The 9,939-nt window shown below is 57.1% G+C and carries 19 protein-coding genes; all 19 read right to left on the bottom strand.

Annotated features, from left to right (window positions below; translation table 11 throughout):
* Window positions 1–21: 21 nt before the first annotated feature.
* A complete protein-coding gene (locus tag Q0S71_RS15295; protein ID WP_367185309.1) occupies window positions 22–612 on the bottom strand; it encodes a protein-disulfide reductase DsbD N-terminal domain-containing protein in 591 nt (196 codons plus the stop codon).
* A gap of 158 nt (window positions 613–770) precedes the next feature.
* Complete coding sequence (gene rplQ, locus Q0S71_RS15300) at window positions 771–1,169, bottom strand: 50S ribosomal protein L17 (protein WP_295997333.1); 399 nt, start codon at window positions 1,167–1,169, stop codon at window positions 771–773.
* 146 nt (window positions 1,170–1,315) lie between these two features.
* Entirely contained in the window at window positions 1,316–2,293 is a 978-nt protein-coding gene (gene rpoA / locus Q0S71_RS15305) for a DNA-directed RNA polymerase subunit alpha (RefSeq protein WP_295997335.1), read from the bottom strand.
* Between the two features lie 103 nt (window positions 2,294–2,396).
* Window positions 2,397–3,020 carry a 30S ribosomal protein S4 gene (gene rpsD / locus Q0S71_RS15310; protein WP_295997338.1) on the bottom strand — a complete coding sequence of 208 codons (624 nt, stop codon included), beginning with the start codon at window positions 3,018–3,020 and terminating at the stop codon, window positions 2,397–2,399.
* 256 nt (window positions 3,021–3,276) lie between these two features.
* Window positions 3,277–3,681, bottom strand: coding sequence for a 30S ribosomal protein S11 (rpsK, locus tag Q0S71_RS15315; protein ID WP_008444339.1), 405 nt, complete (start codon window positions 3,679–3,681; stop codon window positions 3,277–3,279).
* A gap of 14 nt (window positions 3,682–3,695) precedes the next feature.
* A complete protein-coding gene (rpsM, locus tag Q0S71_RS15320) occupies window positions 3,696–4,061 on the bottom strand; it encodes a 30S ribosomal protein S13 (RefSeq protein ID WP_295997343.1) in 366 nt (121 codons plus the stop codon).
* Between the two features lie 27 nt (window positions 4,062–4,088).
* Window positions 4,089–4,202 carry a 50S ribosomal protein L36 gene (gene rpmJ, locus Q0S71_RS15325; RefSeq protein ID WP_005663407.1) on the bottom strand — a complete coding sequence of 38 codons (114 nt, stop codon included), beginning with the start codon at window positions 4,200–4,202 and terminating at the stop codon, window positions 4,089–4,091.
* Between the two features lie 34 nt (window positions 4,203–4,236).
* Complete coding sequence (infA, locus tag Q0S71_RS15330) at window positions 4,237–4,455, bottom strand: translation initiation factor IF-1 (RefSeq protein ID WP_005663428.1); 219 nt, start codon at window positions 4,453–4,455, stop codon at window positions 4,237–4,239.
* Between the two features lie 19 nt (window positions 4,456–4,474).
* Window positions 4,475–5,809, bottom strand: a complete 1,335-nt coding sequence (gene secY / locus Q0S71_RS15335) for a preprotein translocase subunit SecY (protein WP_295997349.1) — start codon at window positions 5,807–5,809, stop codon at window positions 4,475–4,477.
* 32 nt (window positions 5,810–5,841) lie between these two features.
* A complete protein-coding gene (rplO, locus tag Q0S71_RS15340) occupies window positions 5,842–6,273 on the bottom strand; it encodes a 50S ribosomal protein L15 (RefSeq protein ID WP_020704381.1) in 432 nt (143 codons plus the stop codon).
* 27 nt (window positions 6,274–6,300) lie between these two features.
* On the bottom strand, window positions 6,301–6,480 hold the full coding sequence (gene rpmD / locus Q0S71_RS15345) for a 50S ribosomal protein L30 (RefSeq protein ID WP_295997360.1): 180 nt from the start codon (window positions 6,478–6,480) through the stop codon (window positions 6,301–6,303).
* Between the two features lie 10 nt (window positions 6,481–6,490).
* The gene (gene rpsE, locus Q0S71_RS15350) at window positions 6,491–7,009 is read right to left on the bottom strand and encodes a 30S ribosomal protein S5 (RefSeq protein WP_295997364.1); all 519 of its coding nucleotides are present in this window, start codon (window positions 7,007–7,009) and stop codon (window positions 6,491–6,493) included.
* Window positions 7,010–7,018: 9 nt separating this feature from the next.
* Window positions 7,019–7,381 (bottom strand): 50S ribosomal protein L18, encoded by a 363-nt coding sequence (rplR, locus tag Q0S71_RS15355; protein WP_295997366.1) that lies wholly within the window; start codon window positions 7,379–7,381, stop codon window positions 7,019–7,021.
* Between the two features lie 13 nt (window positions 7,382–7,394).
* Window positions 7,395–7,928 carry a 50S ribosomal protein L6 gene (gene rplF / locus Q0S71_RS15360; protein ID WP_295997368.1) on the bottom strand — a complete coding sequence of 178 codons (534 nt, stop codon included), beginning with the start codon at window positions 7,926–7,928 and terminating at the stop codon, window positions 7,395–7,397.
* Window positions 7,929–7,938: 10 nt separating this feature from the next.
* Entirely contained in the window at window positions 7,939–8,334 is a 396-nt protein-coding gene (rpsH, locus tag Q0S71_RS15365) for a 30S ribosomal protein S8 (protein ID WP_008444325.1), read from the bottom strand.
* Between the two features lie 14 nt (window positions 8,335–8,348).
* Window positions 8,349–8,654, bottom strand: a complete 306-nt coding sequence (rpsN, locus tag Q0S71_RS15370; protein ID WP_295997374.1) for a 30S ribosomal protein S14 — start codon at window positions 8,652–8,654, stop codon at window positions 8,349–8,351.
* 4 nt (window positions 8,655–8,658) lie between these two features.
* Window positions 8,659–9,198, bottom strand: coding sequence for a 50S ribosomal protein L5 (gene rplE / locus Q0S71_RS15375; RefSeq protein WP_295997377.1), 540 nt, complete (start codon window positions 9,196–9,198; stop codon window positions 8,659–8,661).
* Between the two features lie 6 nt (window positions 9,199–9,204).
* Window positions 9,205–9,519, bottom strand: coding sequence for a 50S ribosomal protein L24 (rplX, locus tag Q0S71_RS15380; RefSeq protein ID WP_295997379.1), 315 nt, complete (start codon window positions 9,517–9,519; stop codon window positions 9,205–9,207).
* 9 nt (window positions 9,520–9,528) lie between these two features.
* A complete protein-coding gene (rplN, locus tag Q0S71_RS15385; RefSeq protein ID WP_099916730.1) occupies window positions 9,529–9,897 on the bottom strand; it encodes a 50S ribosomal protein L14 in 369 nt (122 codons plus the stop codon).
* Between the last annotated feature and the right edge of the window lie 42 nt (window positions 9,898–9,939).

A 9,939-nucleotide genomic window follows, 5' to 3' on the forward strand; every position in this document is an offset into this window, starting at 1 on the left:
GTCAAGACCTTCTAAATTTTATCAGTCAGTTCTCTGACGAACAGTTAGCGTTGCTGATGCCATTGGTTCTTTCAGCAGCGCCGGCGGCAGCGCGCCGGCAGCGGGTGCGGCGGCCACGGCCGTGCCGCCGCTGCCGGTCAGCGTGATCTTCGCTTCCATCGGCGCGTAGCACAGGCCCTTGTCCGAACAGCCCTGGCCGGTCGAGCGCAGCGTGAAGCTGCCGTTGGCGTCGACCGGGATGGTGATGGTCAAACCCTTGCGATAGGTTTCTTCATTCTTTTGAAAGGTTTCATCGAATTTGATCTTGCCGGGCGGGATGAGCGGCGCGCCCAGCTTGGCGCCGGTGGCGTCGAACTTGAAGCGTTCGCGGTACATATAGTAGCCGTCGGCGATCTGATAGGTGACGGCGACGGTGTGGCCGTCGACCATGCGGGCGCTGAAGTGGAAGGCCGCGTCGGGCTCCAGATAATCCTCGTCGGCATGGGCGCCGCGGGCGCCGAGCAAGACCAGCAGCGTGAACAGCATCAAGCCCGATAACAGGGTCAACAAGCGCGGGGTCGGGAAGCGCCGGGATACGGGCGTGGGATTGTGCGGTCGGGCGTGGGCGGACATGAAAACTTTCTGTATACGGGGCTGATCACTGAAGCAACAGGCATAGTACACCGCAGCGCCATATCGCGCCTGAAGCCGTGCTTAAATGCAAAAAAGCCAGGCTGGGCCTGGCTTTCTCTAGCACTCGAGGCTGCGCGCGGGGCGCAGCCGGGACTACATTACTCTTCAGCCGTAGGCGCGCTGTCCATGTCGGTGACTTCTGGACGGTCCAGCAGTTCGACGTAGGCCATAGGCGCGTTGTCGCCAACACGGAAACCCATTTTCAGGATGCGCAGGTAGCCGCCGTTACGATTGGCGTAACGTGGGCCCAGTTCAGCGAACAGCTTCAAGACCATTTCGCGGTCGCGCAGGCGCGAGAAGGCCAGGCGCTTGTTGGCCAGGGTGTCGGTCTTGCCCAGGGTCAGCATCGGCTCAACAACGCGACGCAGTTCTTTTGCTTTAGGCAGCGTGGTCTTGATGGCTTCGTGACGCAGCAGCGAAACGGTCATGTTGCGCAGCATAGCCAGACGGTGGGACGAGGTACGATTCAGTTTACGGAGGCCGTGACGGTGACGCATGGTAATTCCTTTCGAGGGTTTTATTCCAGCTCTTCGATCAACACTGCACTGCACTGCGTGCAAGGTTGCGGGCCGGTTCAATAAATATATAAAATAAAAGTCCGGGACACCTGTCCCGGACAGTTTGCTGCAAATGCTATTTCGGATTACTTCTCGAGGCCGGCGGGTGGCCAGTTTTCGAGTTTCATGCCCAAGGTCAAGCCGCGCGAAGCCAGCACTTCCTTGATTTCGTTCAGGGACTTGCGGCCCAGGTTCGGCGTCTTCAGCAGTTCGTTTTCCGAACGCTGGATCAGGTCGCCGATGTAGTAGATGTTTTCGGCCTTCAGGCAATTGGCCGAACGCACGGTCAATTCCAGGTCGTCCACCGGACGCAACAGGATAGGATCGACCAGCGGAGCGCGCGATGGCGCTTCGGCGGCCGCTTCCGTGCCTTCCAGGGCGGCGAAGACGTTCAACTGGTCGACGAGGACGCGGGCCGACTGGCGGATCGCTTCTTCCGGCGAAATGACGCCGTTGGTTTCGATGTTGATGATCAGCTTGTCCAGGTCGGTACGCTGTTCGACGCGGGCCGATTCAACGAAGTAGGACACGCGGCGCACTGGCGAGAACGAAGCGTCCAGGATGATGCGGCCGATGGTCTTGTTGGTGTCTTCCGACAGGCGGCGGACGTTGCCCGGCACATAGCCACGGCCTTTTTCGACCTTGATCTGCATGTCCAGCTTGCCACCGGCGGTCAAGTGAGCGATCACGTGATCCGGGTTGACCAGCTCGACGTCGTGCGGCAGGTCGATGTCGGACGCCAGGATGGCGCCTTCGCCTTCCTTCTTCAGGGTCAGCGTGACGGAATCGCGGTTGTGGACTTTAAAGACCACGCCCTTCAGGTTCAGCAGCAGATCGACGACGTCTTCTTGCACGCCATCGAGCGACGAGTATTCGTGGACGACGCCAGCGATCGTCACTTCGGTCGGCGCGTAGCCCACCATCGACGACAGCAGGACGCGGCGCAACGCGTTACCCAATGTATGGCCATAGCCGCGTTCGAACGGCTCCATGACGACTTTGGCATGGCCGGCGCCGAGCGCCTCTACATCGATAATACGTGGCTTCAACAAACTGTTTTGCATGAAATGTCCTTTTCAATACCCTCGGCTCGTTACGCCGATAAGGCTGATGGCATTAGTGAAAACGCCCACTCGACGGAGTGGGCGGGGATGGTACGGACGGCTATTAACGCGAATACAGTTCGACGATCAGCGATTCGTTGACGTCGTTGGCGATTTCGTTACGTTCTGGCAGGGACTTGAAAGTGCCTTCCATTTTCTTGGCATCGACCGACACCCAGCTCGGCATACCAACTTGCTCAGCCAGCGACAGCGCTTCCATGATACGCACTTGCTTCTTCGACTTTTCGCGCACGGCAACGACGTCGCCGATCTTGACAGCGTAGGAAGCGATGTTGACGACCTGGCCGTTGACGGTGAACGCCTTGTGCGACACCAGCTGACGCGCTTCAGCGCGGGTCGAGCCGAAGCCCATGCGGTAGGCGACGTTGTCCAGACGCGTTTCCAGCAACTTCAACAGCGTTTCGCCGGTGTTGCCTTTACGACGGTCCGCTTCAGCGAAGTAGCGGCGGAACTGGCGTTCCAGGATGCCGTACATGCGTTTGACTTTTTGCTTTTCGCGCAATTGGTTGCCGTAGTCCGAGGTGCGGGCGCCGGATTTGACGCCGTGCTGGCCTGGTTTGACGTCCAGTTTGCACTTCGAGTCCAGCGAGCGACGTGCGCTCTTCAGGAACAGGTCAGTGCCTTCACGACGGGAAAGTTTTGCTTTAGGTCCGATATAACGTGCCACGATGCTTCCTTTGTTTAAATATAACGCCCCAGCCATCACACGATGGTTAGGCGCTAGTCTGATCCGAGCTGGTCCAGACGGTGGCTAAAAACGAAAAACCCGCCAAATGAATTCGGCAGGCAATAACAGCCGGGCAGTATAACCGTTTCCGGCCAGCTGCTCCAGCGTTTTCTTGACGTGCTGCGATGCGACCGGTGTTGCTTTGCGTACGCACTGGCGACAGAAGGCGGGCGGGAAACCCGCCGCCGACTGCAACTTAGATACGACGACGCTTAGGAGGACGGCAGCCGTTGTGCGGAACTGGGGTAACATCCTGGATCTCGGTGATCTTGATGCCCAGGTTGTTCAGTGCGCGCACCGCGGATTCGCGACCAGGACCTGGGCCCTTGATACGCACTTCCAGGTTCTTGACGCCGCATTCGACGGCAACCTTGCCTGCTGCTTCGGCCGCAACCTGCGCTGCGAACGGGGTCGATTTACGCGAACCCTTGAAGCCAGCACCACCGGAAGTCGCCCACGACAGGGCATTGCCCTGACGGTCGGTGATGGTGATGATGGTGTTGTTGAAGGAAGCGTGCACGTGCGCGATACCTTCAGCAACGTTCTTCTTGACCTTTTTACGGACGCGCGCTGCTGCTGCGCTGCTTTGCTGCTTAGCCATATGATTTCCCTAGATTATTTCTTGAGCGATTGGGCGGCTTTGCGCGGGCCCTTGCGGGTACGTGCATTGGTGCGGGTACGCTGACCGCGGACCGGCAGGCCCTTACGGTGACGCATGCCGCGGTAGCAACCCAGATCCATCAAACGCTTGATGTTCATCGAGATTTCACGACGCAGATCGCCTTCGACGATGAATTTTGCTACTTCATCGCGAAGCTTTTCCAGTTCGCTGTCATCCAGATCTTTGACCTTTTTGTCGGTCGCAATACCCGTCGCGGCGCAGATGAACTGTGCGCGTGGGCGGCCTACACCGTAGATGGCCGTCAGGCCGATAACGGTGTGCTGATGATTGGGGATATTAACCCCTGCAATACGTGCCATTCGTTATTCCTCGATAAATAACGGTTATTAACCTTGACGCTGCTTGTGACGCGGTTCGACGCAGATTACGCGAACGACGCCCTTGCGCTTGATGATCTTGCAGTTGCGGCAAATCCGCTTGACTGAGGCGTTAACTTTCATTTTGCACTCTCTTCTTGGTTCGATTACTTAAAATTTACTTGGTCCGGAACACGATGCGGGCCCGGCTCAAATCGTAAGGTGTCAGTTCCACCGTCACCTTGTCGCCAGGAAGAATGCGGATATAGTTCATCCGCATTTTACCCGAAATATGTCCGAGCACCACGTGGCCGTTTTCCAGCTTCACTCGAAATGTTGCATTCGGCAGATTCTCTAGAATCTCGCCCTGCATCTGTATGACGTCGTCTTTTGCCATTCGGTATGTGTACCAGCGCTTATCGCGTCGGAATTCCGCCCTTGAAGTTTGCTTTGCGCAGCAGCGATTCATATTGCTGCGACATCACGTAGTTTTGCACTTGCGCCATGAAGTCCATGGTGACAACCACAATAATCAACAGAGAAGTGCCGCCGAAATAAAACGGTACTTTCCACTGGGCTTGCATAAATTCCGGCAACAAACACACCAGAGTGATGTAGATCGCGCCTGCCAGCGTCAATCGCGTGAGGATCTTGTCGATGTAACGGGCTGTCTGCTCACCGGGACGTATCCCTGGCACGAAGGCCCCGCTCTTCTTCAAGTTATCCGCCGTTTCTTTGCTGTTGAACACCAAAGCGGTGTAGAAGAAGCAGAAAAACACGATGGCGATGGCATACAACAGTGCGTGGATGGGCTCGCCCGGCCCCATCGATGCCGCCAAATCGGACAGGAAATGGACCGTCGGGTTGGCCTGGTTGGCGCCCTGCGAGAACCACTTCACGATAGTCGCCGGGAACAAGATAATCGACGAAGCGAAAATCGGTGGGATCACACCGGCCATATTCAATTTCAATGGCAGGTGGGACGTCTGTCCACCGTAAATCTTGTTACCAACCTGGCGTTTCGCATAGTTGACCAGAATCTTGCGCTGGCCACGTTCGACAAACACGACGAAGAACGTGACCGCCACCACCATGGCCATGATGATGATCGCCGACACCGCACCGATCGAACCGTTCGACACCGACGAGGCCAGGCCTCCCAGCGCGTTCGGCAGACCGGAGGCGATCCCGGCAAAAATGATGATCGAGATGCCATTGCCCAAGCCGCGCTCGGTAATTTGCTCTCCCAACCACATCAGGAACATGGTGCCGGTCAACAGCGTTACGACCGTAACGAAACGGAATGCAAAGCCTGGATCCAGCACCAGGCCAGCTTGCGACTCCAGCCAGACGGCGATGCCCAGTGCCTGAAAGGTCGCCAGTATCACCGTGAAATAGCGGGTATACTGGGTGATCTTGCGACGGCCGGCTTCGCCTTCTTTTTTGAGCGCTTCCATCTGCGGCGACACGATCGACAACAACTGCATGATGATCGAGGCCGAGATATAAGGCGTGATACCCAGCGCAAACACTGTGAAGCGCGCCAGGGCGCCACCGCTGAACATGTTGAACATGCCCAGGATGCCGCCCTCTTGCGACTTGAACAGCGAGGCTAATTGTACCGGGTCGATCCCGGGAACCGGGACGTGAGCGCCGATACGATACACCACCAATGCGCCAAGCAAGAACCACAGCCGCCCCCAGGGGAAACCGGCCGCTGCACTTTTAGCAAGTTGTGGATTAGTCGCCAATTTTCGCTCCGATCAAGCTGTTAGCGGTCAACTCAGGCTACCGAGCCGCCGGCTGCTTCGATGGCCGCTTTCGCGCCAGCGGTCACTTTCAGGCCTTTGAGGTTCACCGCTTTGGTGATCTCGCCGGACAGAATGACGCGCACGTCGCGGGCCAGCACGCCGAGCACGCCGGCTTGCTTGAGCACCAGGATGTCGACATCGCCGACGGCCAGGTTGTTCAGATCGGACAGGCGCACTTCAGCTTTGAAGGTCGCGTTGAGCGATTTGAAACCACGCTTGGGCAAGCGGCGTTGCAGAGGCATCTGACCGCCTTCGAAGCCGACTTTGTGGAAGCCGCCCGAACGCGATTTTTGACCCTTGTGACCACGGCCCGAGGTTTTACCCAGACCGGAGCCGATACCGCGGCCGACGCGGCGCTTGTAGTGCTTAGCGCCATCGGCTGGTTGAATGGTATTCAGTTCCATGATTTCTCCGTACGCAAGCCCGGGGGCTTACGCAACAACTTTAACGAGGTAGGACACTTTGTTGATCATGCCGCGCACCGAGGGGGTGTCCTGCAACTCGGAAACCGAGTTGACACGACGCAGACCCAGGCCGCGCACGGTGGCGCGGTGCGATTCACGGGTACCGATCAAGCCCTTGACCAATTGTACTTTGACTGTATTTGCCATGATGTCCGCCTTAACCGAGGATGTCTTCAACCGACTTGCCGCGTTTGGCGGCGATGTCGGCAGCAGTGCTCATTTTGGCCAGGCCGTCGAGCGTGGCACGCACCAGGTTGTACGGGTTCGACGAGCCGGTGGATTTCGCCACCACGTCCGTCACGCCCATCACTTCGAAGATGGCGCGCATGGCGCCACCAGCGATCACACCGGTACCAGGCTTGGCGGGGTTCATCATCACTTTCGACGCGCCATGACGGCCGTAGACGGTGTGATGCAACGTGCCATTCTTCAGAGGTACTTTGATCAGGTTGCGACGGGCTTCTTCCATTGCCTTTTGCACACCGACCGGTACTTCCTTCGACTTGCCCTTGCCCATGCCGATGCGGCCATCGCCGTCACCGACGACGGTCAGCGCGGCGAAACCCATGATACGACCACCCTTGACCACTTTGGTCACGCGGTTGATCGCGATCATTTTTTCGCGCATGCCGTCATCCGGCTTGTCGCTTTGCATTTTTGCTTGCATTTTTGCCATGATTGTTCCTTAGAACTTCAGACCGGCTTCACGCGCGGCTTCAGCCAGCGCCTTGACACGGCCATGGTAACGGAAACCGGAGCGGTCAAACGCGACTTCGGTGATTCCTGCTTTCAACGCTTTTTCAGCGACGCGCTTGCCGACCAGTGCTGCAGCGGCGGCATTGCCACCCTTGCCGGACTTGCCTGCCAGTTCGGTACGCACCTCAGCTTCGGCGGTCGAGGCCGAAACCAGGATTTTCGCGTCCGGGCTGATCAAGCTCGCGTAAATGTGCAGGTTGGTGCGGTGCACCGACAGGCGATTTACTTTCAGTTCCGCGATCTTGATGCGTGTCTGGCGTCCGCGGCGAAGCCGTGATTCTTTCTTATCCATCGTCAGCCCCTAATTACTTCTTCTTGGTTTCTTTGATCTTAACCACTTCGTCCGCATAGCGAACGCCCTTGCCCTTGTAAGGCTCGGGAGCGCGGTAAGCGCGAACTTCAGCGGCCACCTGGCCAACCTGTTGACGGTCGATGCCCTTGATCAGGATCTCGGTCGGGGTTGGGGTTGCGCACGTGACGCCCACTGGCATCGCATGCACGACCGGGTGCGAGAAGCCCAGCGCCAAGTTCAACTTGTCGCCGGCGGCCTGGGCTTTGTAGCCCACGCCGACCAGGTTCAGCTTTTTCTCGAAACCCTTGGTGACGCCGGTGACCATGTTGTTGACCAGGGCGCGCAGCGTGCCGGACATGGCATTGGCTTCGCGGCTGTCGTTGGCCACGTCGAAACTGAGGGTTCCGGCATTGTTTTCCACCTTGACCAGGCCGTTCAGGGCCTGGGTCAAGACGCCCAGCGGGCCCTTGACGGTGATCGCTTGTGCGGAGATGGCGACTTCGGCGCCAGCTGGCACAACGATAGGCATTTTAGCTACTCGGGACATGTCTAACTCCTTATGCGACGTAGCAAATAACTTCGCCGCCGACACCGGTAGCGCGTGCTTTGCGGTCCGTCATGACGCCTTGCGGAGTCGACACGATCGCCACACCCAAGCCATTCATCACAGTAGGGATCTCGTCCTTGCCCTTGTAGACGCGCAGACCCGGACGGGACACGCGCTCCAAGCGCTCGATGACGGGACGGCCAACATAATACTTCAAACCGATTTTCAGTTCCGCTTTGCCACCAGCTTCGGCTACGGCGAAATCTTCAATGTAACCCTCGTCCTTGAGGACGTTGGCAATCGCAATTTTAACTTTCGACGATGGCATGGCCACGGTCGTCTTTTGCACGCCTTGGGCGTTACGAATGCGGGTCAGCATATCGGCGATAGGATCGCTCATACTCATTGCATATTCTCCTATTACCAGCTTGCTTTAGTCATACCCGGAATCTCACCACGCATGGCGAATTCACGGAGCTTGATACGGCCCAGACCGAATTTACGGAAAGTGCCGCGAGGACGACCGGTGATGGCGCAGCGGTTACGCTGGCGCGTCGGAGCGGAGTTACGTGGCAGCGCCTGCAATTTCAGGCGCGCTTCGTAACGCTCTTCTTCCGACTTCGACTGGTCATCAATGATGGCCTTCAGCGTAGCGCGCTTGCCGGCAAACTTGTTGGCCAGGTCGACGCGTTTCTGCTCACGGTTAATCAGTGCGAGTTTTGCCATGATCTCAGTTTCTGAACGGGAATTTAAAGGCGGCGAGCAAAGCTTTCGCTTCATCGTCGGTCTTAGCGGTCGTGGTGATCGAAATATTCATACCACGCAGCGCATCAATCTTGTCGTACTCGATTTCAGGGAAGATGATCTGTTCCTTGACACCGATGTTGTAGTTGCCGCGGCCATCGAAGGCACGACCGGACACACCACGGAAATCGCGCACGCGCGGCAGGGCCACGGTAATGAAGCGATCGAGGAACTCGTACATGCGAGCGCCACGCAGGGTGACCATGGTACCGATCGGGTAGCCTTCACGGATTTTGAAACCCGCGATAGCTTTACGCGACTTGGTCGTCACCGGCTTCTGGCCGGCGATCTTGGTCAAGTCGGCAACAGCGTGCTCGAGGACTTTCTTGTCAGCGATCGCCTCACCAACACCCATGTTCAGGGTGATCTTGGTCAGACGCGGCACTTCCATCACCGACTTGTAACCAAACTTGCTGGTCAGGTCGGCGACGACTTTTTCTTTGTAGAATTCTTGGAGACGGGCCATGATTTCTTATACCTTCACTACTTCGCCGGAAGACTTGAAGACGCGGACTTTTTTGCCGTCCACTTCTTTAAAGCCTACGCGGTCTGCCTTGCCACTGGCTGCATTGAACAATGCAACGTTGGACACGTGAATTGGCATGGTCTTGTCGACGATACCACCAGTTACGCCAGTCATTGGGTTAGGCTTGGTCGCTTTTTTGGCGACGTTGATGCCTTCAACCACGACGTGTTCAGCATCGATACGCTGTTGAACCACGCCACGCTTGCCCTTGTCTTTCCCGGTCAGAACGATGACTTCGTCGTTTTTACGAATCTTATCCATTACGACTCCTTACAGGACTTCCGGTGCCAGGGACACGATCTTCATGAACTTTTCAGTGCGCAGTTCGCGCGTGACTGGTCCAAAAATACGGGTACCGATCGGTTCGAGCTTGGCGTTGAGCAGCACGGCAGCGTTGCTGTCGAACTTCACCAGCGAACCGTCCTGGCGGCGCACACCTTTAGCGGTGCGCACAACCACGGCGTTATAAATTTCACCTTTTTTGACACGACCACGTGGCGCAGCAACCTTGATGGTTACTTTAATCACGTCGCCGATGCCAGCATAACGGCGCTTGGAGCCGCCCAATACCTTGATGCACATAACTTCTTTGGCACCGGTATTGTCAGCCACTTCGAGCCGGCTTTCAGTTTGAATCATAGTATTCTCTTTCCCAACTTAAGCCGAAGAATCCACACAATG

Origin of the sequence: Rugamonas sp. (genome assembly GCF_025354735.1) — a bacterium.
Lineage (GTDB): Bacteria > Pseudomonadota > Gammaproteobacteria > Burkholderiales > Burkholderiaceae_D > Rugamonas.

What these genes read in the sequence shown, in the direction of transcription:
- rpsM (WP_295997343.1), bottom strand. Translation starts at nt 4,061, where the DNA reads ATGGCACGTATTGCAGGGGTTAATATCCCCAATCATCAGCACACCGTT.
- Q0S71_RS15295 (WP_367185309.1), bottom strand. Translation starts at nt 612, where the DNA reads ATGTCCGCCCACGCCCGACCGCACAATCCCACGCCCGTATCCCGGCGC.
- rplE (WP_295997377.1), bottom strand. Translation starts at nt 9,198, where the DNA reads ATGGCCCGTCTCCAAGAATTCTACAAAGAAAAAGTCGTCGCCGACCTG.
- rplX (WP_295997379.1), bottom strand. Translation starts at nt 9,519, where the DNA reads ATGGATAAGATTCGTAAAAACGACGAAGTCATCGTTCTGACCGGGAAA.
- rpsN (WP_295997374.1), bottom strand. Translation starts at nt 8,654, where the DNA reads ATGGCAAAACTCGCACTGATTAACCGTGAGCAGAAACGCGTCGACCTG.
- rpsK (WP_008444339.1), bottom strand. Translation starts at nt 3,681, where the DNA reads ATGGCTAAGCAGCAAAGCAGCGCAGCAGCAGCGCGCGTCCGTAAAAAG.
- rplQ (WP_295997333.1), bottom strand. Translation starts at nt 1,169, where the DNA reads ATGCGTCACCGTCACGGCCTCCGTAAACTGAATCGTACCTCGTCCCAC.
- rplO (WP_020704381.1), bottom strand. Translation starts at nt 6,273, where the DNA reads ATGGAACTGAATACCATTCAACCAGCCGATGGCGCTAAGCACTACAAG.
- rpoA (WP_295997335.1), bottom strand. Translation starts at nt 2,293, where the DNA reads ATGCAAAACAGTTTGTTGAAGCCACGTATTATCGATGTAGAGGCGCTC.
- rplF (WP_295997368.1), bottom strand. Translation starts at nt 7,928, where the DNA reads ATGTCCCGAGTAGCTAAAATGCCTATCGTTGTGCCAGCTGGCGCCGAA.
- rpsH (WP_008444325.1), bottom strand. Translation starts at nt 8,334, where the DNA reads ATGAGTATGAGCGATCCTATCGCCGATATGCTGACCCGCATTCGTAAC.
- rplN (WP_099916730.1), bottom strand. Translation starts at nt 9,897, where the DNA reads ATGATTCAAACTGAAAGCCGGCTCGAAGTGGCTGACAATACCGGTGCC.
- rpmD (WP_295997360.1), bottom strand. Translation starts at nt 6,480, where the DNA reads ATGGCAAATACAGTCAAAGTACAATTGGTCAAGGGCTTGATCGGTACC.
- rpsE (WP_295997364.1), bottom strand. Translation starts at nt 7,009, where the DNA reads ATGGCAAAAATGCAAGCAAAAATGCAAAGCGACAAGCCGGATGACGGC.
- infA (WP_005663428.1), bottom strand. Translation starts at nt 4,455, where the DNA reads ATGGCAAAAGACGACGTCATACAGATGCAGGGCGAGATTCTAGAGAAT.
- rplR (WP_295997366.1), bottom strand. Translation starts at nt 7,381, where the DNA reads ATGGATAAGAAAGAATCACGGCTTCGCCGCGGACGCCAGACACGCATC.
- rpmJ (WP_005663407.1), bottom strand. Translation starts at nt 4,202, where the DNA reads ATGAAAGTTAACGCCTCAGTCAAGCGGATTTGCCGCAACTGCAAGATC.